At 62.7% G+C, this 21,556-nt stretch carries 18 protein-coding genes; 9 read left to right on the forward strand and 9 right to left on the reverse strand.

Going from position 1 to position 21,556, the window contains the following annotated elements; all coding sequences use genetic code 11:
- Positions 1-60 precede the first annotated feature (60 nt).
- Together M1E05_RS05470 and M1E05_RS05475 are read left to right on the forward strand one after the other, a co-directional pair.
- Complete coding sequence (locus M1E05_RS05470; protein ID WP_461164690.1) at positions 61-804, forward strand: tyrosine-protein phosphatase; 744 nt, start codon at positions 61-63, stop codon at positions 802-804.
- A gap of 71 nt (positions 805-875) precedes the next feature.
- Entirely contained in the window at positions 876-3,584 is a 2,709-nt protein-coding gene (locus tag M1E05_RS05475; RefSeq protein WP_461164691.1) for a S1 family peptidase, read from the forward strand.
- A gap of 5 nt (positions 3,585-3,589) precedes the next feature.
- On the opposite strand, the gene M1E05_RS05480 is transcribed toward M1E05_RS05475, so the two are convergent.
- Positions 3,590-3,955, reverse strand: a complete 366-nt coding sequence (locus M1E05_RS05480; protein ID WP_461165195.1) for a PaaI family thioesterase — start codon at positions 3,953-3,955, stop codon at positions 3,590-3,592.
- A gap of 299 nt (positions 3,956-4,254) precedes the next feature.
- Between M1E05_RS05480 and paaZ the strand changes: the two genes are divergently transcribed.
- Positions 4,255-6,375 carry a phenylacetic acid degradation bifunctional protein PaaZ gene (gene paaZ / locus M1E05_RS05485; protein ID WP_461164692.1) on the forward strand — a complete coding sequence of 707 codons (2,121 nt, stop codon included), beginning with the start codon at positions 4,255-4,257 and terminating at the stop codon, positions 6,373-6,375.
- Between the two features lie 118 nt (positions 6,376-6,493).
- Here the strand turns inward: paaZ and M1E05_RS05490 are convergent, their stop codons facing one another.
- Entirely contained in the window at positions 6,494-7,753 is a 1,260-nt protein-coding gene (locus M1E05_RS05490; RefSeq protein ID WP_461164693.1) for a glycosyltransferase 87 family protein, read from the reverse strand.
- A gap of 191 nt (positions 7,754-7,944) precedes the next feature.
- On the opposite strand from M1E05_RS05490, the gene M1E05_RS05495 reads away from it, so the two are divergent.
- Both M1E05_RS05495 and M1E05_RS05500 read left to right on the forward strand, forming a co-directional pair.
- Positions 7,945-8,352, forward strand: coding sequence for a VOC family protein (locus tag M1E05_RS05495; RefSeq protein WP_461165196.1), 408 nt, complete (start codon positions 7,945-7,947; stop codon positions 8,350-8,352).
- Between the two features lie 475 nt (positions 8,353-8,827).
- The gene (locus M1E05_RS05500; protein WP_461164694.1) at positions 8,828-9,166 is read left to right on the forward strand and encodes a hypothetical protein; all 339 of its coding nucleotides are present in this window, start codon (positions 8,828-8,830) and stop codon (positions 9,164-9,166) included.
- Between the two features lie 192 nt (positions 9,167-9,358).
- Here M1E05_RS05500 and M1E05_RS05505 read toward each other — a convergent pair whose 3' ends face one another.
- From M1E05_RS05505 to M1E05_RS05515, 3 genes are read right to left on the reverse strand one after another with little or no spacing between them, the layout of a single operon-like run.
- On the reverse strand, positions 9,359-9,964 hold the full coding sequence (locus tag M1E05_RS05505) for a TetR/AcrR family transcriptional regulator (RefSeq protein ID WP_458111785.1): 606 nt from the start codon (positions 9,962-9,964) through the stop codon (positions 9,359-9,361).
- 37 nt (positions 9,965-10,001) lie between these two features.
- Positions 10,002-11,360 carry a phenylacetate--CoA ligase PaaK gene (paaK, locus tag M1E05_RS05510; protein ID WP_461164695.1) on the reverse strand — a complete coding sequence of 453 codons (1,359 nt, stop codon included), beginning with the start codon at positions 11,358-11,360 and terminating at the stop codon, positions 10,002-10,004.
- A 14-nt stretch (positions 11,361-11,374) separates the two neighbouring features.
- Entirely contained in the window at positions 11,375-11,914 is a 540-nt protein-coding gene (locus tag M1E05_RS05515; protein ID WP_461164696.1) for a hotdog fold thioesterase, read from the reverse strand.
- Positions 11,915-12,029: 115 nt separating this feature from the next.
- On the opposite strand from M1E05_RS05515, the gene pta reads away from it, so the two are divergent.
- The 3 genes from pta (at position 12,030) to M1E05_RS05530 (ending at position 16,699) form a co-directional block, all read left to right on the forward strand.
- The gene (gene pta / locus M1E05_RS05520) at positions 12,030-14,165 is read left to right on the forward strand and encodes a phosphate acetyltransferase (RefSeq protein ID WP_461164697.1); all 2,136 of its coding nucleotides are present in this window, start codon (positions 12,030-12,032) and stop codon (positions 14,163-14,165) included.
- Between the two features lie 9 nt (positions 14,166-14,174).
- Positions 14,175-15,329: an acetate kinase gene (locus tag M1E05_RS05525; RefSeq protein WP_461164698.1), complete on the forward strand. Its 1,155-nt coding sequence runs from the start codon at positions 14,175-14,177 to the stop codon at positions 15,327-15,329.
- Between the two features lie 212 nt (positions 15,330-15,541).
- Positions 15,542-16,699 (forward strand): glutamate--cysteine ligase, encoded by a 1,158-nt coding sequence (locus tag M1E05_RS05530; protein WP_461164699.1) that lies wholly within the window; start codon positions 15,542-15,544, stop codon positions 16,697-16,699.
- 57 nt (positions 16,700-16,756) lie between these two features.
- Here the strand turns inward: M1E05_RS05530 and M1E05_RS05535 are convergent, their stop codons facing one another.
- The 3 genes from M1E05_RS05535 to M1E05_RS05545 all read right to left on the reverse strand — a co-directional run bounded on the left by M1E05_RS05535 (position 16,757) and on the right by M1E05_RS05545 (position 20,143).
- Positions 16,757-17,179, reverse strand: a complete 423-nt coding sequence (locus M1E05_RS05535) for a YybH family protein (RefSeq protein ID WP_461164700.1) — start codon at positions 17,177-17,179, stop codon at positions 16,757-16,759.
- A 151-nt stretch (positions 17,180-17,330) separates the two neighbouring features.
- On the reverse strand, positions 17,331-19,550 hold the full coding sequence (locus tag M1E05_RS05540; protein WP_461164701.1) for a S9 family peptidase: 2,220 nt from the start codon (positions 19,548-19,550) through the stop codon (positions 17,331-17,333).
- Positions 19,551-19,768: 218 nt separating this feature from the next.
- A complete protein-coding gene (locus tag M1E05_RS05545; RefSeq protein ID WP_461164702.1) occupies positions 19,769-20,143 on the reverse strand; it encodes a cupin domain-containing protein in 375 nt (124 codons plus the stop codon).
- A gap of 188 nt (positions 20,144-20,331) precedes the next feature.
- Here M1E05_RS05545 and M1E05_RS05550 point away from each other — a divergent pair, with 188 nt between their 5' ends.
- Positions 20,332-20,703: a hypothetical protein gene (locus M1E05_RS05550; protein ID WP_461164703.1), complete on the forward strand. Its 372-nt coding sequence runs from the start codon at positions 20,332-20,334 to the stop codon at positions 20,701-20,703.
- Between the two features lie 63 nt (positions 20,704-20,766).
- Here M1E05_RS05550 and M1E05_RS05555 read toward each other — a convergent pair whose 3' ends face one another.
- The gene (locus M1E05_RS05555; RefSeq protein ID WP_458111775.1) at positions 20,767-21,477 is read right to left on the reverse strand and encodes an ArsR/SmtB family transcription factor; all 711 of its coding nucleotides are present in this window, start codon (positions 21,475-21,477) and stop codon (positions 20,767-20,769) included.
- Between the last annotated feature and the right edge of the window lie 79 nt (positions 21,478-21,556).

Raw genomic sequence — 21,556 nt, forward strand, 5'->3', positions numbered from 1 at the left:
CCCAAGGTGTCAGCCGGAACCGAGAGTGCGAGTACCCCATCGATGTGCTTAGCTGACGGAATGGATGAGACTGCGCGTCGAGCGGCAGGGAACGGGAACCAGGCTGCCGTTGTCACGTGGGAGGGCGCAGTCAACGCGTGGCGGATTTCCGGGGACGTCTACCGCATGGGCAGGCGCGAGTGGCTCACAGAGACCGGCTGGAATCAGGCGTACGACGCCGGCATCCGCACTGTTATTGACCTTCGCAACGCGGGGGAGCGGCTGCCACGGGAAACCGATCCGCTAGTCCGCCCCGAGGTGCTGGCGCGATTTCAGATTTTGCCGGCGCCGACTGAAGATCCGGAGAACGAGGAATTCCGGGCCATTTGCCGGCCGTATCTGAACGACCCGGCGGCGTACCAGGATAATGCGCGGCTTTTCCCGGACAAACTCGCAGCAGTCTTCAAGGCCGTGGCAGCAGCTCCGGGCGGTGTGGTCATCCATTGCTCTGCCGGCCGGGACCGCAGCGGAATGATCGCCGCGATGCTTCAGGATCTTGCCGGCGCCGAAGATCACGCCATTGTTTCCGGTTACCAGGCGGCAATGCGCGGGATCAACGAGCGGCACCGCACCCAAGGCGCGCCGCATGCCCACGAGCGCTACCTGGACGAAACCGCCCTTGCACCTTTGCTCGAATCCCGCGGTGAAAAGGTCCTCGAATTCGTGCGCCAGCTCAACACCCGGCAATATCTGCTCAGAAACAGGGTCACGGATCAAGAACTTTCTACAATCCTGGCCTTGCTGCGCGGTAGGGTGACGGTGTGAACTCTTGAGCCGCTCCTCCTGACGGCGGTGGCGTCAGTGTTCCTGCGAGCCATCGATCTTTGGGGGAGACCGTGAGTTACAGCGTGGTTAGGAACAGCTTGCGGCGGACTCTCGCCCTGGGCGCCGCGACGGCATTGGTCCTGGGCGCCACGTTGGGTGCCATTCCGGCCGCCGCCGAGGCGGAACCCACCTCTGACAGCTCGGGGACGACCGTGTCTACCTCCGGTGCTTCACCGGAACAACTGTCGGCAGGAATCAGCGCTGACGGCCTGCAAGAGGCCATCCTGCGCGATCTGGGGATGACTCCCGAGCAATTCGAGGCAGCCGGCGAGCAGGGCAAGCGCGCTGCCGACGTCGCTGCCACCTTGCGGGATCTCCCCGGTTTTGTCGGCATCAGCATAAAAGACGGCAAGATAGTCGTCGAAGGATCCGGACCGGAACTGCAGGCCAGGATTGCCCAACTGAATGACCAGGGACCTGAGGAGATAGTGCTCGTTGACCCGCCCTTGGCGTCAAAGCCCGCGGATCCAGAAACCTCTCCGGCAACAGACCCTCCGTCGACGCCTGAACCCTCATCGGCTCCCTCACCCGGGCCTGTCCCGGACACTGTGCCGGAGCTGACCCCGCAGGAATCTCCGGACCCAGCCCCGCAGGCTGCCCCGCAGGCTGCCCCGCAGGAGGCTGAGTCTGCCTTGATGGCTGCCAGCATCGACCAGTTGTATAAGGCGTACGTCCGGGAGGTGGGTACTTCAGGCCTGCAAGCCGTGGCGTTCAGCGACGGGCACTTTGTTATTCGCACCGGCGGCTCCAACTCGCCGGAGTCGTCCCGGCTGGCTCTGGTTCCATCTCCCGGGCAGGACCCTTCCGGTGAGAATCCTCCCGGGCAGGACCCTCCCGGTGAGGCAAAGATGTCGCCGTCGGAATTCGTGGCCAAATATGCCAACGTCAAACTCGAGGAAGGCGAACCCATCGCGCCCGAGGATGATTTCTACGTCGGGCAGGGATACTACATCGATCGCGGTACCGTCTGCTCGGCCGGCTTTTCGGCTTTCAGCCCCAGCGGCGCACCCTTGGTGCTGACTGCAGGGCATTGCGCCGACGACGGTGCTGCCCAGTTGGCGGAGGTGGCGCTCCCTGCAAGTGAACCTGCCGGCGGTGCCTCAGTCCCCCCGGAAATCACGGGGAAGCTCGGAACCTTCGGGTTCAGCCAGTTCGGAGGCCCCAACAACTCCTGGATAACCGGCAACCCCGAAAATCCGGACACTATCGGCAATATCGGCACGGACATCGCCGTCATTGAAGGTGTTCCGGCCGCCCTCAAACCGCAGCCGGCCGCCACGCAGTGGGGCGACCCTTCGGACCTCGGAGCCAGCAGCGTCAAGATCGTCGGCAGCACCCAGCCGTTCCAGGGGCAGTCTGTTTGCCGGTCCGGGCGCACTTCAGGATGGTCCTGCGGAACAGTGGACGAACTGGGAATTTATGTCATGGGCGGGCACAGCGGTCTCGCCAACGACTTCAGGGCCATCCGTGGATTCCTCTCCTTTTCGGTGCAGTCCAGCGGCGGCGATTCAGGTGGGCCGTGGATCAGCGGCAACTATGCCGTGGGTACCCATACTGCCGGCGATTCTCCCGGCTCGGCACAGAACTTCGCTGTTGCCACAACTCTCAATGACGCCATGACCCGCCTCCCCGGCGTGCAGCTGGAGGTCTTCCTGAACAAGCCGGTACTTACCAACCCGGCTTCTTGTGGAGTTGTCGCCGAAGGTGAGGCCATTACGGGGCTTGTTGAAGCATCTCCTGCCACGTCAGTTCCTACCAATTCAAGCGTTCGTATTATAGTTCCGGGGCAGGATCCCTTTGAGGTTCCCGTGGAGGAAGACGGTTCCTGGCAGTTCCAAGCGCCATCATCCGGCAATTTTTCCTTCACCGCTGAGACTGTGAACGGCTTCAGCAGATCGGGCGACGTCTCGTTCGAAGTCGTGGTCGGAACAGGTTTGCTGCTGGCACCAGTCGTGACAAGCCCAGAAGAGAATGCAGCGCGTACTTCGGTTGAACAAGTCGAAGGGAGGGGAGCACCGGGCGCGACTGTCCAACTCACAGGGGACATAACGGGTTCAGCTACCGTCTCCGAGGAATGCTCGTGGTCCGTCCCGGTGGAGGGGCAGTTGTCATTCGGCAAGCTCGCGGTCACGGCTATCCAGGCAGCAACCGGGATGCAGGACAGCCCGCCCGCGACCCGGAACTTCAGCCTGGTACCGCCCACGCCGTCAGTGACCAACGTTCAGGACGGCCAGCGTTTCGCCTGGGATGCCGTTCCTACGGAACTCACCGGGACAGGCCTCGACGGCGCGCTTGTCACTGTCGAGTTCGACGGCGTCAAGCTGGAAAGCGTCGTGGCAGACAAACCTACCGTGCATGCCCAGGACGCGGACGCCCTGGCTGTCGAAGCGAGCGGGGTGTGGAGCGTCTCCCTGCCTGCAGACGTCGCTGCAGGCGCGCACACCTTGGCGGTTACGCAATCCATGGAAGGCGTAGCGTCGGCCGAGGCCGTCCTCACGTTCATCGTGGATCCGAAGCCCTCGGTTACTGCGGTACTTCCCGCAAGAGGTGGCGATACCGCAGGTGCCGGTAGCGCCGGACGCAACCTCCCGACGTCGTACGGCTGGCTTGCGCTCACCGGCGCCGACGGTATCTGGCTTGTCACCGGCATCGGAGGGAGCGTTCTGCTCGTGGGTTCGATTGCGTTGTTTGCCGCCCGGCACCGCCGCGCTCGCCGCTAAGGAAATCAGTCTTCGGCCGAGGCCTTGCGGTCCAGCAGCAGGTTGGTGATCCGGAGGGTGCACAGCCGCTGACCGCCCTCGTTGGTGATGATTACCTCGTGAGCGGTGAGGGTCTTGCCGAGCTGGAGCGGTGTAGCGGTGATGGTGATGAGGCCTTCGCGGGCTGAGCGGTGATGGGTCGCAGACACGTCCACACCCACGGCAGTTTTACCCATCGTGCTGGCGTGAATTACCGCAGCCCAGGAACCGACAGCCTCTCCGACGGCCAAGGATGCCCCGCCGTGCAGGAGCCCGAATGACTGGCGGTTCCCCTCCACGGGCATGGTGGCCACCACCCGTTCCACAGACTCCTCGAGGATCCTGACCCCCATCTTCTCGTCGAGTTCGCCGAGGGTGATTTTCCAGAGCCCGCCGTTTTCCGCCCCGCCATATTCCTCTGGGCTTGCACCGGAAGATTCATCCTCGGCGTCGTCCTCCGGAATGCCGGGTTCGGGAATCATTCATCTCTCCTCTGCAGCGGTGCGCCCTGTATCGGGTTTACCTGGTGTATCCAGTGTGCGGGCTCTAGTGTGCGGCACAGCACATTCATGTACTCTAGTCATATTACCGAACGGACGGTCAGTAATACTGGCTGTATGATCTTGCCCCGCGTTGGAAGGACCCGTCAACGATGACCACCATTACAAGCTCCTTTGGAGACACCCAGCCCACGGTAGACGCAGTAGAAACCGTTCCCAGCTACGTGCAGGAATCCTGGTGGACGCCCGACGCCACCGCCGCCGAATCCGCGGTCCCGGTCCTGGATGCCAGCACCGGGGAGCTCCTTGCGAAGGTGAGCACTGAGGGACTGGACCTGGCCGCCGTCGTGGATTACGGACGTACCACCGGGCAGGAGGAGCTGGGCAAGCTGACGTTCCACCAGCGCGCGCTGAAGCTCAAAGAGCTGGCACAGTACCTCAATGAGCGCCGCGAGCAGTTCTACGCGTTCTCCTCGCAGACGGGCGCCACCCGGATTGATTCGATGGTGGATATCGACGGCGGAATCGGCGTCCTCTTCACTTTCGGCTCAAAGGGGCGGCGGGAACTTCCCAACGCCCAGGTGGTGGTGGACGGCCCCATGGAGGTCTTGTCGAAGGACGGATCGTTTGCCGGCGAACACATCTACACGCGCATCCCCGGCGTCGCAGTCCAAATCAACGCCTTCAACTTTCCCGTTTGGGGGATGCTGGAGAAGCTTGCCCCCGCCTTCCTTGCCGGGGTGCCCACCATCGTGAAGCCGGCCACGCCCACAGGGTATGTTGCTGCCGCCGTGGTCAAGGCAATCGTGCAGTCCAACATCCTTCCCAAGGGTGCCTTGCAGCTTATTTCAGGTTCCGCCCGCGACCTTCTGGACCATTTGGACTACCGGGACCTGGTGTCATTTACGGGGTCTGCGTCCACGGCCGTCAAGCTCAAGTCCCACGTCAACATAGGTGAAGGCGGAGTTCGTTTCACCTGCGAGACGGACTCCCTCAATGCGGCCATTCTGGGGCCCGACGCTGTCCGTGGCACCCCTGAATTCGACGCCTTCATCAAATCCCTGGTTGCAGAGATGACCACCAAAGCCGGGCAAAAGTGCACCGCGATCCGGCGGGCCCTTGTGCCCGGGGAACTGGTGTCCGACGTCGTCGATGCGGTGGGCGAACGTGTCCGGGAGCGCGTGGTCCTGGGTGATCCCCGGGCTGAGGGCGTCACCATGGGCGCCCTTGCCTCGTTGGAACAGCTCGCGGACGTTCGTGCGGCCGTTCAGTCAATGCTCGACGCCGGCGGCGAACTAGCGTACGGCACGCTCGATTCGCCGAAGGTCACCAACAGGGACGGGGGAGTGGGCGTCGTCGAGGACGGTGCCTTTATGTCGCCCGTGCTGCTGAGCTGGGCGGATGCAGAGGCGGAGGAGGTCCATTCCCTTGAAGCGTTCGGGCCCGTATCCTCCGTGATCGGCTACTCGGATATTGACGACGCCGTCCGGCTCGCCGCGCGTGGTGGCGGGTCCCTCGTCGCTTCTGTCTGCACCAACGATCCCGAGGTTGCCCGGCAACTCGTCACCGGAATTGCAGCCCATCACGGCCGCGTGCTCATGCTCAACCGTGAGGACGCACGCAGCTCCACCGGCCATGGCTCACCGCTCCCGCACCTGGTCCATGGTGGTCCGGGTCGTGCGGGTGGCGGCGAGGAGCTGGGTGGGATCCGCTCCGTCCTGCATCACATGCAGCGGACAGCCATCCAGGGTTCACCGAACATGCTCACCGCGGTCACGGGTGTTTGGCATGCCGGCGCCGACCGGAACTTCACCCTGGAAACGGAGCAGACACACCCGTTCCGGAAGTCGCTGGAAACCCTGCGGATCGGGGACGCAGTCCGTTCCGAGCTGCGCCAGGTCACTTTGGAGGACATCACGGCGTTCGCCAACTCGACCGGGGATACCTTCTACGCGCACACCAACCAGGAAGCGGCGGAAGCCAACCCGTTCTTCCCCGGCATCGTGGCCCACGGGTACCTGCTGCTGAGCTGGGCTGCCGGGTTGTTTGTTGAACCTGCTCCCGGCCCCGTCCTTGCCAACTATGGACTCGAAAACCTGCGCTTCATCACACCCGTGGCCGCAGGGGACTCCATCCGTGTGACGCTCACGGCGAAGAAGATCACGCCCCGCGAAACCGACGAGTACGGCGAGGTTGCGTGGGATGCCCTCCTGACCAACCAGAACGATGAAATCGTGGCAACCTACGACGTCCTGACGCTCGTGGAGAAGTAACCCTCCCCCACGTTTCGCGGGTTTTTTGGGGACGCTCCCTCACGTTTCGCGGGTTTTTTGGGGACGCTCCCTCACGTTTCGCGGGTTTTTTGGGGACGCTCCCTCACGTTTCGCGGGTTCACACTTGGGTGCTGCTGTGCTCAGCTGCTGTGTCCGGCGGTTCAGCGGCTGGAGTTCGTTTTCCTCCGCCCAAGGTATAGAGCCGTCGCAGCGAGCAGCAGAGCAGCACCACCAGCAAGAGATTCAGGATTGTAAGGACCAGGGCAGCCAAGGGGTCGTTTTGGCTGAGGGGCTGAAAGAGTACGGGGAAGACAAAAAAGGTGGTGACGGCGATAAGTGTCAGCAAAGCGGCCGGAACACGCCACTCTTTCCAGTTGTGGGCCAGTCCCACTGCCACTGCTGGGCCCAGCCACAGGATGAATTGAGGGGACCCCACCTTGTTGAAAACGACGAATGCCGTCGCTATGGCAAGCGATCCTACGAGCAAAAGTTCACTCCGATCCGGGACCTCTGCGCCTTTGCCGTTGCGGAGCGCCCAAAAAATCGACGCAGCAACCAAGAGAGCGACAAGAATCAACAATGGTTGCATCAGGACGGCCATGAGCTCGGTCCCTGGTCCATCCACCTGCATGGAGCCGATCCCAACGTTCAAATAAGTTCTGGAGCCATCGACGCCGAAAACTGCAAGCGATAACCAAGGAGTGCTGAAGGTGGCCTCGAGTTGCATGCCCCGGCCGCCTTGAAGCGTCAGAAAATCCATCAGCCTTGGGAGCCAGCCCATAAAGCCTGCAAGTCCGACCGCTATCCCTGTTACGAAGATTCCGGCAGGCAGGAGCCGGACCCGACCCCTGGTCACGGCAAACAACGAAAGCAGTATTGCCGCCGGCCATACCTTGATCCACGTCCCAACACTGAGAAGTACGGCGGTGATGAAAGGTGCAGACACTCCAAAAGCCAACGCAACCAGAACCATGGGAGCTGTGACGCCATCCACCCGCGAGAATCCCAAGAAGCCCAAAATGACGGTGAAAAGCAGCCACCACCAGGCTGCCCTGATCGATTTCTGCTGACGGCCCCAACTGGTCAACTTGGCTAAGGCGAGGCCATTGAGAACAGCGATCATCAAGACCCAACCGGAGAAGAACAGCTGGGATCCTGCGATGCCAGCGATTGCCATCGGCACCACTGCAAGGATCGGGTAAACGGAGGCGCTCGGCCCGCCGGTGGGATTCTCGCTGCTGAAGCCACCAAGCATCCATTCGCGGTAAATGGCAGTGTCGCCAAGTGCTGCACCACGCAGCGAGAACGCGAGTGAGAAAACCAGGAAGACGATGTGGATAATCAGGTACCCGAACAGCAGACCGCGGGGGGAGTTCAACGCCCGTTCGAAACGCAGCGGGACGATCAGGGACCGGAACCATGACAGTCGGCTAAAAAAGGCGTCAGTAGAAATGATTCGGTCCTGTCACTTGGTGGCGAGCACAGTGGCTAGTTTCTCACGAACGATATTTTCCAAGGTTCTCAACCGCGCTGAAGGGTAAAATTTTCAGCGTAGGAGGTAGCGAAATGATGACGCTAGGACTAAGCACAGCCACTACTGTCCTGCCAGTCGATGATGTAGAGCGTGCCCGCCGTTTCTATGCAGAGGCGCTGGGACTCCCGCACCGTGGAGTGGCAGACGACGGAAGCGAATTGTTCGGTATGGATGGCGGGCACATGCTGCAATTGAAGCCAGTCAAGGACGGCAAGCACTCGGAGCACACAACCTTGAGTTTCGAGGTACGGAACATCGAGGAGGCTGTCCAGGAATTGGAGCGGAAGGGCATCCGTTTCCAAGACTATGATGAGCCGGATCTCAAAACGGAGAACCACATTTGTTCAACCGAATCCGAGAAGTGCGCGTGGTTTATGGACACGGAGAACAACATCCTCTGCATCCACGAGACCTTGGGGCAACAGGCCGAATACCAGCTGTGAAACCAACGTTGAAGGCGTCACGCAGAGCGGGGCGCCTTCAGCATTCTTGTTCGTAAGTCGATCCAACGCTGCGATGCCGGTGTTGCATCCACCGTGCAGGATGAAGCTATGAACAACGTCCTTCTGGCCGGGCAACTCATCTGCAGTGACAAAGATGACGTTGCGATGGTGGTGCAGCACCTTCCTCCTCATGTACAGCTGACGCGTGCTGAGGAAGGGTGCATTTCATTCGAGGTGAAGCGGTCGAAGGCATGTAGCCGCTGAATCCGTGACTGGTGCAACAGCAACGGAGCGGAACGCCGTGTGCTTGTGCCGCCGTCTTGTCGGCTCTCAGAACTTGGCCCTGGGCGTCGGCGTAGGGTGTGATTTAGCGCTCGGAAGCCCGCCATTTCTGGGCGCCTGTTTGCCCCCGGGGCCTCTTTATATTCAACATTGCCGCTGTTACCGTGGACACACCAACAACGCAGGAGGAGTCATGAACCATTCCCCTGAACGGGATCAACTGCCGCTTCCGGACTACGATCACATCCCCCTTGGCACGCTTCCTTCCCGGATCCACGCCTTGGATGCAGCAGGCATCGAAGCCATTCTGGACTATGAACGGCACCACGGGGACAGGCTCCCCGTGATCCAGGTCCTGGAGAGCAGGCTGCACGCTCTACAGGAAGGTGCTGAACCCAGCGGGTCGGTGCCGCGGGAGATGCCGGAGATGTCCCAAAATCAGGGGGGCTCATCCGTTTCTCCCGCAACGTCCGGGCCACCCGTCAACCCACCTTCTCAGGGCGTACCTACCAACCCTTCCCAGCCACGCTGATCGGAGCCTCACGGACGTGAGCTAGCGTTGGGGAAAAGCCCGCGAGACGTGAGCGAGCGTTCGGGAAAAGCCCGCGAGACGTGAGCGAGCGTTGGGGAAAAGCCCGCGAGACGTGAGCGAGCGTTGGGGAAAAGCCGGCGAGACGTGAGCGAGCGTTCGGGAAAAGCCGGCGAGACGTGAGCGAGCGTTCGGCTAGGGGGTGGCGTGGAGCCCGCGGAAGGCCATGGTGATGACGTCGTCGGCGAGCTTTTCGGGGGACAGGGAACCGCCCGGTTTGTACCATTCCACGATGGAGTTGATGGTTCCGAACAGAAGCCTCGTTACCGTGCGGGGGTCGATGTCCTTGCGCATTGAGCCCTCGTCCTGGGCTGACGAGATCAAACCGGCAACGATGTGGTCGAAGGCGCGACGACGTTCCATGGCGTTCCGTTCGATCTCCGTATTGCCCCTTAACCGCAGGAGCAGGGTCACGAACGGCAGGCGGTCCACCAGCACGGAGATGGTCTGGCGCAGCACGAATTCCAGCCGTGCCTCCGCTGAACCTTCCTTGGCTTCCGGCTCGTCCAGGATGGCCTCCAACCCACCCAGGGCGTGTTCCAGAGCCAGCTTAAGCAGATCGCCCTTGGATGGGACGTGGTGGTAGATCGCCGACTTGGAGATGCCCAGGTTCTCGGCCAGGATCCCCATCGACGTGGCGTCGTAACCGTGCTTGTTGAAAACGTCGACGGCGATCAGCAGCACCGACTGCTGGTCGTAACCGGGCCGGCCGCGCTTCGTGGGTGCTGCTGTACTGGACATGTTGGCTAGTTTCTCATGAACGGTCGGTTGGTGCCGCTTAGCTGGACTGCCCCTTCCGGCGCAGATCGTAGATCCTCCGCAGCTTCCCGCTGGAGCGCTCCAGCGTTCCGGGCTCCACCACAGCAACCTCGCATGAAGAACCCACGTGGATCTTGATCTGCTCCCGCAAGGCCCGTGCCGCCGTCGAACTCTGCTCCGGGGTTACTGATTCCCGCCGCTCGATCTTGACCGTCATCTGGTCCATGCGCTGGCCTTCAGGGCGGGTGAGTTCCAGCTGGAAGTGAGGGCTCAGCTCAGGGATCCGGAGCGCGATCTCCTCGATCTGGGACGGGAACAGGTTGACGCCCCTGAGGATGATCATGTCGTCACTGCGGCCTGTGATGCGGCCCATCCTGCGGTGCGCGGGGCGGGCGGTGCCGGGCAGGAGCCGGGTGAGGTCCTTGGTGCGGTAACGGATGATGGGCAGTGCTTCCTTCGTGAGGGACGTGAAAACAAGTTCGCCGTGCTCGCCGTCGCCCAGCACCGCGTCCACGCCAACGACTGGGTTGAACGCGTCGATGATCTCAGGCCGGAAGTGGTCCTCCCAGATGTGGCTGCCGTCCTGAGTTTCCACGGCTTCCCCGGCCACTCCCGGGCCCATGACTTCCGAGAGCCCGTAAATGTCGCAGGCCTTAATGTTCATGGTGGCTTCAAGCTCGTGCCGCATCTCCTCGGTCCATGGCTCCGCTCCCAGCACGGCGTACTGCAAGGACGTCGAGGCGGGGTCAATCCCGGCGTGCACCATGGCGTCGGCGATGGTCAGCAGGTACGTAGGCGTGCAGAGAATGGCGTCCGGCTTGAAGTCCTGGATGAGCTGAATCTGGCGCTCGGTCTGCCCGCCGGACATCGGGATGACGGTACAGCCGAGGACTTCAGCTCCGGCGTGTGCGCCCAGGCCGCCGGTGAAGAGCCCGTAGCCGTAGGCGTTGTGGACCTTCATTCCGGGGCGGATGCCTGAAGCGCGGAGGCAGCGGGCCACCAGCTTGGCCCAGTCGGCGAGATCCTGTTTGGTGTAGCCAACCACCGTGGGGCGGCCGGTGGTTCCCGAACTGGCGTGGACGCGGGCCACCTCGTTTTGCGGCACGGCGAACATGCCGAAGGGGTACTCCTGCCGGAGGTCTTCCTTGGTGGTGAAGGGGAAGTTTCCCAGGTCGCCCAAATCCGCCAAGTCGCTGGGGTGGACGCCGGCCTCATCGAATTTGCGCTTGTACAGCGGCACCCGCTCATAGGCGTAGGCCACCGTGTCCTGGAGGCGCTTGAGCTGGAGGGCCTCCAGCTCGTCCCGGGACATGGTTTCTTCGCGGTCCAGGACGGCATCGCTGGAAGCTGATGCGGACTCGGTGGCGTGCAGGGTCATGATGGTTCTCTGTTCTATTGCCTGGTGGGGTTCTGTTTCTTGGCGATGGTCCGGCTGCGCCCGCGGAACTCGGCGATGAGTTCACCCGGAGCAAAGGCGGCAACGGCGTCGGAAGTTGGCGTCGCCGTTGCGGCGGGAGTTCCGGCGTCGGCAGCAAAGATCCGGATGTCGTAGAGCCCGGTTCGCCCCGCGCTCGCCCGGAGATCGGCGACGGCGGTGATCACCTGGCCTGTATAGGCAGGCTGCAGGAAGTTAATGTCGACGCCGGCGGCAACAGTGATGGTGTCCGCCTCCTCTGCTGTCGGGTTGACCGGGTTGCAGGCGAGGGCGAAGGCGGAATCGGCGAAGGCGAAGATCATTCCGCCGTGCGCCATGCCGAAGCCGTTGAGCATTTCCTGGCGGAGGGTCATCCGGATGGTGGCATGGCCGTCACTCAGCGCGAGGACTTCGATTCCCATCCATTCGGAGGCGTAGTCGTCCTTCAGTATCGGATGCGTGATGGCATCCTCTGGGGAGGCGCCTCTAGTGGTGCCAAGGATAGTGAGTTCAGCCATGCGTCATTGCCTCCAGCTTTATTTACCGAATGTTCATTAGGTAATCCCATTTGCGTGGTGGCTGTCAAGAGGTGAAAGTATGGTGGGACGGGACCAGCACAACCAAGGGTGGACCATGGCTAAAGGGATCTACGTCAGCGCAACAACTCCAGGCTCGGGGAAGTCGCTCGTTGCATTGGGCCTGGCAGACACGCTCCACAGGCATGCGGACCGGATCGGGTTTTTCAAACCGGTGGTGCACGGGGACGACCCCTCGGCTGACCCCATGGTGGCGCTGATGAACGCCCGCTTCGACCTGGATGATCAACGATGCCGGGGAGGCCTGACCTCCACCGAAGTCAGGAAGCTTCTGGCCGAGGGCAACCGGGCCGAAATCGACGCCCGGTGTGTGGAAATCTTCGCGGAAATGTCCCGTCATTGCGATGTGGTGATTGTTGAAGGCACAGACCTGACCGGCCAGGACGCCGCCGTCGAATTCGATCTCAATGCCCGCCTTGCCAACAATCTCGCCGCGCCCGTGGTGGCGGTGGTGGGGGCAAAAGGCCGCACTGTGGCGGAAGCAGCGGACGCCGTCGAGGTAGCCCGCAAGGAACTTGTGGCGGAGCGCTGCTCCCTCCTGGCCATCATGGCGAACCGCGCCGATGCCGGCGACCTTGAGGCCATCACCGCAGCCGTGCGTCCCGGCGCTTCCGGCCGCCCGGTCTATGTCCTTCCCGAACTCGAGGACATCGCCCGGCCTACCATCGGGGAAGTGGCGTCCGCCCTCGGCATCCGGCAAGTCGCGGGGCGCCAGGACATGGAACGGGATGTCCACTCCAACAAAGTGGCGGCCATGAACGTGGCGAACTTCCTGCACGTGCTCGACGACGGCGCGCTGGTGATCGTTCCGGGGGACAGGGCCGACGTGATGGTGGCCTGCCTGGCGTCATCGTTCTCTCCGGAGTTTCCGGTGCCCTCCGGCCTGATCCTCACCGGCAACCTCGCCCCGGATCCCACCATCTATTCGCTCCTGGCGCAGGCACCCTTCCCCGTGTTCACGGCGCCGCACGATACGTACACCACAGCCAAGCAGGTCTCGGAGGTCCGCAGCGAAATCTGGTCCGGCCACCGCCGCAAGGTTGCTTCTGCCCTTGGCTTGTGGGCCCGGCGGGTGGACGAGACGGAACTGGTGGAGCGCCTCCACCTGCCACGCGCGGAGCGGATGACGCCGCTGCGCTTCCTGCACGACCTGGTAGAGCGGGCAAGGTCGCAGCGGCGGCACATTGTGCTCCCTGAAGGCATGGACGTTCGGATACTGCGGGCAGCCGAGATCCTGCACCGGCGTGATGTCTGCGAGCTGACGGTGCTGGGCCGGGAAGCGGAGATCCGGGAGCTCGCGGCGAGCCAGGGGATCGACCTGACCGGGATCAACATCGTGGATCCCCTTATGTCCAGGTGGCGCCAGGAGTTTGCCCGGAAGTACGCGGAGTTACGGGCGCACAAGGGCGTTGACTTCGCCAGGGCGCTTGAGGTGATGCAGGACGAAAGCTACTTCGGTACCATGCTGGTCCAGCTGGGGGTGGTGGACGGGATGGTTTCCGGCGCCGCCCACACCACGGCCCACACCATCCGTCCCGCCCTGGAATTCGTGAAGACTCGCGACGGCGTCAAGATCGTGTCCTCGGTGTTCCTGATGCTCATGCCGGACCGGGTACTGGTGTACGGGGACTGCGCAGTGAACCCGAATCCGAATGTCGAACAGCTCGCGGACATTGCCCTTGCCTCGGCCGAAACCGCCGCCCAGTTCGGGGTGGAGCCACGGGTAGCCATGCTCTCGTACTCCACCGGCGGATCAGGGGCCGGTGAGGCGGTGGAGGCTGTCCGGCAGGCCACTGAACTGGTCAAGGACCGGCGGCCGGATCTCGCCGTCGAAGGTCCCATCCAGTACGACGCCGCCGTGGACGCCGCCATCGCCGAATCCAAGATGCCGGGGTCAACAGTTGCCGGCCAGGCAACCGTGTTCATCTTCCCCGACCTGAACACGGGCAACAACACCTATAAGGCGGTGCAGCAATCCTCGGGGGCTGTCGCCGTCGGGCCTGTCCTGCAGGGGCTGCGGAAGCCGGTGAACGACCTCTCCCGCGGCTGCACAGTGGAGGACATCGTGAACACCGTGGCCATCACCGCCATTCAGGCCCAGTCCACGGCCGCCCGGGCCGATGCCCCGCCGGAGGCCCCAGTACAAGAACTTTCAGCAGAAACGAAGGCTTAGGAGGCCCCCGTGCTCGTCCTCGTCATCAATTCCGGCTCGTCCTCACTCAAGTACCAGGTCCGTGATGTGGAAGCCGCCAACGTGCTCACCGAAGGGCTGATCGAGAAAATTGGCATGGGCAACGGAGGCGAGGGCGACGGTGAAATCATCGGCCCCAGGGATCACGCCGAAGCACTGGAGCAGGTGGACACCGCCATTCATCAGGAACTCGGGGAGCTGGAGCTCGCAGCCGTGGGGCACCGCGTTGTGCACGGCGGTGAGCGGTTTTCCGAGCCCGTCCTGATTGACAACGAGATCACCCGGGCGATTGAACGCCTCAACCCGCTGGCGCCCCTGCACAATCCGGCGAACGTGCTGGGCATCCGAGCCATCTCCAAAAAGTGGCCGGACATGCCGCAGGTGGCGGTCTTCGACACCGCTTTCCACCGCACCCTGCCCGAGCACGCGTGGCGGTACGCCGTCCCGGACGAGCTCTACACCAACCACGGCATCCGCCGCTACGGCTTCCACGGCACCTCGCATGAGTATGTGACGCACCGCGCCGCCGCCATGCTGGAACTTCCCGTGGAGGAGTTCGACGGCGTCATCGCCCACCTGGGGAACGGCGCCTCCGTCACGGCCATCCAAGCCGGAAAATCCGTGGATACCTCCATGGGCTTCACTCCCTTGGAGGGTCTGGTCATGGGCACGCGGTCCGGAGACCTGGACCCGTCCATCCTGGTTTTCCTGGCGCGCGCGGGCTGGTCCACCGAGGACATCGACTCGATGCTCAACCGCCAGTCCGGGCTGAAGGGCCTGGCCGGCAACAACGACATGCGCTCAGTCGTGGAAGCGTCCGAGGCCGGCGACGCCAAGGCGTCCATGGCGCTCGCGGTTGCTGCCTACCGGCTGGCGAAGTACATCGGCGCCTATCACGTGGCGGCCGGCGGAGCCAAGGCCATTGTGTTTACGGCAGGGATCGGCGAAAACTCCCATCAGTTCCGCGCCCTCGTCGGGGAGCATCTGGCCGCCCTGGGAATACAGCTCGACGCCGGTCTCAACCAGGTCCGGTCCAAAATGGCCCGCATCATCTCGGCAGCCGATTCGGCAATTCCTGTGCTGGTGGTTCCCACCGATGAAGAGCAGGCCATCGCGGAGGCAACTGCCGCCGTCGTCCGCGGTTGAGCGATGAGCCAGTTCACCGCCCTGGCTTAATGTTGGGGAAACTGGCTGGTAATTTTCAGCTCCGGCGCTGGGGACGCCCTAGACAGCCCCCTTATAATTGATTCACATCCTGGCCTGAGGAGATCCTTCAGACCCGGCTGGAAGGGATTGGTTTATGCTCTCCGGGTCGTGCAGCTGGCCCGTTAATCATCGTTCGACCATGGAGGTCAAACGTGAAGTATCAGCAGCCCGGGCATTTGCGCCAGTTTGGGGTCGAAGAGGAACTGCTGCTTGTGGATTCCCTCACCTTCAAGCCGGTGCCTGCCGTAGCCTCGGCCCTTGCCGGCCAACCTGCCGCTGTCAATGCGGCCTTCCTTGAACTTGAGGTCAAGCAGGAACAGATCGAAGTGGTTGGATCTCCCTCCCTGACCATGGCCGATGCCTTGTCAACCATCAGGCAGGGCCGACGCCTTGCCGATACCGCGGCGTCCAGTGCCGGGGCCAGGGCGGTGGCACTGGCAACCTCAGCCGTTTCGGTGGTTCCCCACATTGTCCGGACCAGCCGGTATCTCACCATGGAATCCCGCTTTGGCCGGACCATGAAGGACCAGCTCACGTGCGGGTTCCACGTCCACGTCGAGGTGGGCTCCGCAGAGGAAGGCGTGGCTGTTCTGGACCGGATCCGGATCTGGCTGCCGGTCCTTCTGGCGCTGAGCAGCAACTCGCCGTTCTGGAGTGGGACCGACAGCGGGTTTGCCAGTTACCGGTATCAGCTGTGGGGCCGCTGGCCTACAGCGGGTCCCTGCGAGATCTTCGGCTCCGCCCCTGCATACCGGCGGGAAGTGGCGCGGCTGCTGGAAACGGGTGTTCCTCTTGACCCCGGAATGATCTACTTTGATGCCCGGCTTTCCCGGCACCACCCCACGGTGGAAGTGCGGATCGCTGATGTCTGCCTTGACGCCGAACATGCAGCAGGGATAGCCGCTGTGGTCCGGGCGCTCGTCCAGACGGCCGCACGTGACTGGAAAGCGGGCCGGAAGCCCCGACAGGTCCCGGCAAGTGCCTTGCGCATGGCTTCGTGGAAGGCCAGCAAGTCGGGGGTGGAGGGCGATCTGATCCACCCGATCACGGGCCAGCCACGGGACGCGGCCGTGGTGGTCGCAGCGCTTTTGGACCACATACAGCGGGCCTTGGCCGAGGCCGGAGAAGTCGAAGCCGTGGCGCGTGTTGTCGGGGACATCCTCGCTGGCGGAACGGGTGCGGCCATACAGCGCCGGGCCGCGCTCGCGGCAGGTTCCCTCGCCGGGATGGTGGCTCAGGCCGTGGAACGGACGCATCGCCTGGGTGATGTCCCGCCGGAGGAAGTCTTACAGGAGCCGATGCGGTACTAGAGGAGCTTCGCTGCTCAACCCTCATCCATTGAGGTTACTCAAGCCCGGCGCTTAGCTTTATCTCTGCGGCCCCGCGTTCGGAGGTTGGGGATTCATGATCGGGTCTGCGTGCCTATGGACGAGCGCCCACGTGCCTCCTTCAGCCCGATAAACACTTGTCACGCGCAGGTCCAGCGTGGATTCCTCGTCACTCCCGCCTATCTTCGCCTGCCAATGTTCTATGTCCAGAAAGCAGGCGAGATCGGAAGCGACATGCCTGGTGAGGGACTCAATGGAAGAGACTCGCCCGTCTTTGAATCGTGCGGCGGCTGAATCCAGGGTCTCGGACACCAGGTCCCAGCCCACCGCGGGAGGGCCCCAAGGGTTGGCAAGGGACATATCCGCGCTGTGGGAGCAGATGGCCTTTGCCGGTTCCGGGTCGCCTTGGGCAAACTGATTTAGCGCCTTATGAAACTGGTCGATTACTTCGTCAAGCTGCATTGATCTGCCTTTCCGTAAGCTGATGCTCAAGTGCTTGAACTCGCCGGAGACGCTGGCAACGGGCTCCGGCTTCATCCATTGCTCCGTAAATGCCGTTTTGAGGGTCCAAAAGGGCACCTACGGAGCAGTCGATGGGGGAGATCGGGGACGGTTACTTCAGGCCGGCTCCGGGCAGCAGCTCGGTAGCGCCGAGGGCGTCGGCGATAAAAGCGTAGTCCCAGGCCCGCTCTCGCCACTGGACGTACCGGCCGGAGGCTCCGCCGTGCCCGCCTTCCATCTCGATCTTCATCAGGATGGGCTCGCTGCCAGTGGTGGCCTCGCGCAGGACCTGGATCCACTTGGCGGGCTCCACGTAGAGGACCCGCGTGTCATTGAAGGAGGTCACCGCGGCGATCTTGGGGTACCTGGCCGCGTGCACGTTCTCATAAGGCGCATAGGACTTCATGTAGGCGTACGCCTCGGGATCCGTAATGGGGTTGCCCCATTCCTCCCACTCCAGGGCGGACAGGGGGAGCTCCGGATCCAGTACCGAGGTGAGCGGATCCACGAACGGTACCTGGGCCACCACCGCTGCATACTTTTCCGGTGCGAGGTTGGCCACGGCGCCCATCAGGAGCCCGCCGGCCGAGCCACCCAGCGCAGCAATCCGTGCCGGGTCCACCCAGCCGGAGCCGGCGAGCCAGTCGGTGGCCGCGATGAAGTCAGTGAACGTGTTCTTCTTCCGCAGCTTCTTTCCGTCCTCGTACCAGTGCCGGCCAAGCTCACCGCCGCCGCGAACATGGGCGATCACGAAGATGATTCCGCGGTCCAGCAGGGACAACCGGGCAATCCCAAATCCGGGATCCATGCTCATCTCGTATGAGCCGTAGCCGTACACCAGCCCCGCGTTGGTGCCGTCCTGCTTCAGCGATGCGTGCCTGAGCACTGACAGCGGAATCCGGGTGCCGTCGTCGGCGATTGCCCACTCCCGCGTCGCCACATAGTCAGCCGCGGAGTAGCCGCCCAGCACCGGGCTTTCCCGGCGCAGCAGAAGCTCCCCGGCCGGCTGTTCCTCTGTGGGCAGCACAAAGTCATACACGCGCGACGGCGTGAAGTAGGACGTGTAGCCCAGCCTGATCACCGGCGCCTCGTAGTCGGACCCGCCCACTCCAGCCGTGTAGAGCTCCTCATCGAAGGCAGGCTCCACCGGAGCACCCTGCGCCGGCGTCCCCAGCCCGGCGAGCGGCAACACCTGCACACGCTCAATGGTGTCCTTGCGGACAGAGACTAGGAGGTGGGTTGAGGTCACGCCGGCACCGTTGACGCGGACGTCGTCGGAATGTTCGACGACGGTGGTCCAGTGCTGCCCGGACAGCGGCTTTGACAGTTCGGAAGGATCGATGAGCGAGACCATGGAGTTCACGGCGTTGCGGTTGTGCGTGATGAGGATCTGCTCGGCGCGGGCACCGGAGGCGTCTTCCAGCAGGAACGGCTCGGCCTCGTACAGGACGTGCTCGTTCCGGGAGACGACAGTGGTGAGCCCGGCGTCGTAATCGTCGAAGCGCAGGAGCCGGGTTTCGCTGTACTCCGAGCAGCCGATGCTCAGCACGAGGTGCCGCCGGTCCGCGGAGAGTTCAAAGCCCAACCACATCGCGGCGTCGTCCTCCTGGTAGATAATGGCGTCCTGTTCCACGGGCGTGCCCAAAATGTGGGCTTTCACCTGGTACGGACGCCAGGAATCATCCACCACGGTGTAGAAGACGCGGCTGCCGTCGGGGGAGAAGGCAACCCCATAGAACACGTTCTCAATGACGTCGGGCAGCATCTCGCCGGTCCGGAGGTTCTTCAGGCGCAGGGTGAAGCGTTCGTCGCCCGAGTTGTCCACGGCGTAGGCGTAAATGTTGCCGTCCACGGTGACGGCTGTCCCGCCGATGGAGAAGAAGGGCTGGCCTTCGGCCTCGACATTACCGTCCAGCAAAATCTCCTCGCCCGGGATTTCAACGCCGGCTTCAACCTCAGGCGGCGTCCAGTCGGCCACCGGGTTGCCGGTGTTGCTGGCGAGGACACGGCAGGAAATACCGTACTCCTTGCCCTCGACTGAGCGGGTGTAGTACCACCAGCCGTCTTTCCGGTGGGGTACGGAGAGATCCGTCTCCTGGGTGCGGCCCTTGATCTCCTGGAAGATGGCCTCGCGCAGGGGTTGCTGGTGGGCGGTCACTGCTTCCTGGTAGGCGTTTTCGGCCTTCAGGTGCTCCACAACTTCCGCGGATTCCTTGTTCCTGAGCCATTCATAATTGTCCACGAACGTGTCACCGTGATGGGTGCGCTCAGTGGGGACTTTTTTGGCAACGGGCGGAGCGGCGACGGTGGTCTGCAGCGGAGTTTCGGTCATTCCAACAATCTACCGCGACGCTCCGTTGGGCGCCTCCGGCTGAACCGGGTTCCAGCTGAGGGCTGAAACCCGGTCCGTGGCCTTCGCAATTCCCTGGCCGCCGCAGAAATGCGTCACTTTTGCAGGGTGGAGCAACCCCGTGCCCTGTGATTCCGGCGTCCCTCCCCGCAAACCAAGGTAAAAGTTACGCATTTCGGTGCGCGGAGCAGCGCGTGAACCTAGACGGGCTTGGCGAACGTGGCTGCACTCATGATCTCGTAGCCCACGAACGCCTCGTTGTTTTCGACCCAGGCATCGTGCCCGGGAGGAATGGCGTAGGCGTCGCCAGCGTGGATTGTGGTGCGGCTCCCATCCTCCAGTTGGACGGTGAGCGTACCGGCCGTGCAGAAGCCCAGATGGTTGCTCTGGCAGCTGTCGGTGTGGACCACGGTCTTGACGGTCTCGGACCACCGCCAGCCGGGCTCGAAGGTGAACCTGCCCAAGGTGGTCTCACCGATGTTGATCACGTCGACCTGAGTCTTCGGCGGGCGGCGCTTCTCATCGGGTTCGTCGAAGGACTTTGTTTCAAGAGCCTTTATGGTTACTGCAGGCATTTCAGTTCTCCTCAAAAAGGGAGTGGTTATTACTGTTCGTCCGGAGGCGTGTCAGGGGCTCCGGGAATGCAGCGCTCTTTGACGCAATCAGGCATCAATATGACGTTGGGTGTTGCGTAGATCACAAAGCGCTGTTTAGTGTTGGGGTTCGGTCGCAGCGTCGCGGCCACCCATAGAGGGGGATTCCATTGAACGACAAACTTCGGGTACTGGTCCGCGTGGACCTGGATTGCGGACAGGCCGAGGTAGCCGCCCAAGGTCATGTGACCGCTCAAAGCATCCAAGCACTGTATGTGGTTGTGAAGCGTGCCAATCATCTGCGGGAAGGGCTCGACGTCGTTGTTGACATCAGCCACGCAAAGGTGGATGCGGCCGCCCTGGAGCAGCTCCGTGAGTGCTCCAAATCCCACCATCTGCCAGCTTCTATCGATCCGTTCCAGTCCGAATGCAAACTCCGGATCGTGGCCCCCGCAGCGGAAAAGCCACTGCTTGCAGTTTCCGACGCCGGGAAGCGCGCTATGGCGGGACGCCGCTTGCCTGCCCTGGCAGCAGCAGCCTGACATACCGTCCCTGCCGCCAGAAAGGCGGCAGGGACGCGGGTTGCTCTCGCTCGGGGAACACGGCTATGTCCCGGATGCCTTATTGGGTGCCTCTACCGGGAGCCCTGCTTCTTTCCACTCCGGAAACCCTTCCTCGAGCCGCGCAGCCTTCATGCCGTGGCGAGTCAGAATCCGGACGGCATTATCCGCATAGACGCAGTAGGGTCCCCGGCAGTACGCAACGATCAGCCTGTCGTTAGGCAACTGATCCAGCCGGGTCTCCAGCTCCTTGATGGTCATTGACAACGCGCCTGCAATATGGCCCGCCCGGAACTCTGCCTCTGGGCGGACGTCGATGAGCATCAGGTCGCCATTGCCTATCCGTTCACGCAGTTCGCTTCGCGTCATGGTGGTCAGGCTGGACCGGTCTCCCAGGTAGGACGTGGCAAGCTCGTCAAGTTCGGCAAGGTGTTCAACGGCAACATCCCGGACAGCTGCCCATAGCCGGATTACGGCTGCGCCGCTGAGCGAGTAGTAAATCCTCGTCCCCTCACGCCGGCTCTTTACGAGTCCGGCGCGCAACAGCAGTTGCAGATGCTGGGACGTGTTGGCGATGCTCTGACGAATTTCACGTGAGATCTCATCAACTGGACGCTCACCCTGGGCCAGGATGTCCACAATCTCCGCCCGCCTTCCGCTGCTCATGACCTTGGCCACCGAAGCGAAACCGTCGAACAGCTCCTTCTTGGCCTCGTGGCTGCCTGAGGTGCCGCTGCTCTTCATGTGCCCGTTCATTGCCCGTCCCTCATGACTATTCAAGTAACTACTTGACAATGTACGCCGGCCAGGAAGAGAATTCAAGCATCTACTTGAA

The sequence above is a fragment of the Arthrobacter sp. R4-81 genome, from assembly GCF_054792365.1.

Bases quoted from the DNA above. Each gene is read 5' to 3' on its own strand.
- M1E05_RS05470 (WP_461164690.1), top strand. From the start codon at position 61: ATGGATGAGACTGCGCGTCGAGCGGCAGGGAACGGGAACCAGGCTGCC.
- M1E05_RS05480 (WP_461165195.1), bottom strand. From the start codon at position 3,955: ATGGGGGTCAGGATCCTCGAGGAGTCTGTGGAACGGGTGGTGGCCACC.
- paaZ (WP_461164692.1), top strand. From the start codon at position 4,255: ATGACCACCATTACAAGCTCCTTTGGAGACACCCAGCCCACGGTAGAC.
- M1E05_RS05495 (WP_461165196.1), top strand. From the start codon at position 7,945: ATGACGCTAGGACTAAGCACAGCCACTACTGTCCTGCCAGTCGATGAT.
- M1E05_RS05500 (WP_461164694.1), top strand. From the start codon at position 8,828: ATGAACCATTCCCCTGAACGGGATCAACTGCCGCTTCCGGACTACGAT.
- M1E05_RS05505 (WP_458111785.1), bottom strand. From the start codon at position 9,964: ATGTCCAGTACAGCAGCACCCACGAAGCGCGGCCGGCCCGGTTACGAC.
- paaK (WP_461164695.1), bottom strand. From the start codon at position 11,360: ATGACCCTGCACGCCACCGAGTCCGCATCAGCTTCCAGCGATGCCGTC.
- M1E05_RS05515 (WP_461164696.1), bottom strand. From the start codon at position 11,914: ATGGCTGAACTCACTATCCTTGGCACCACTAGAGGCGCCTCCCCAGAG.
- pta (WP_461164697.1), top strand. From the start codon at position 12,030: ATGGCTAAAGGGATCTACGTCAGCGCAACAACTCCAGGCTCGGGGAAG.
- M1E05_RS05535 (WP_461164700.1), bottom strand. From the start codon at position 17,179: ATGCAGCTTGACGAAGTAATCGACCAGTTTCATAAGGCGCTAAATCAG.
- M1E05_RS05540 (WP_461164701.1), bottom strand. From the start codon at position 19,550: ATGACCGAAACTCCGCTGCAGACCACCGTCGCCGCTCCGCCCGTTGCC.
- M1E05_RS05545 (WP_461164702.1), bottom strand. From the start codon at position 20,143: ATGCCTGCAGTAACCATAAAGGCTCTTGAAACAAAGTCCTTCGACGAA.
- M1E05_RS05555 (WP_458111775.1), bottom strand. From the start codon at position 21,477: ATGAACGGGCACATGAAGAGCAGCGGCACCTCAGGCAGCCACGAGGCC.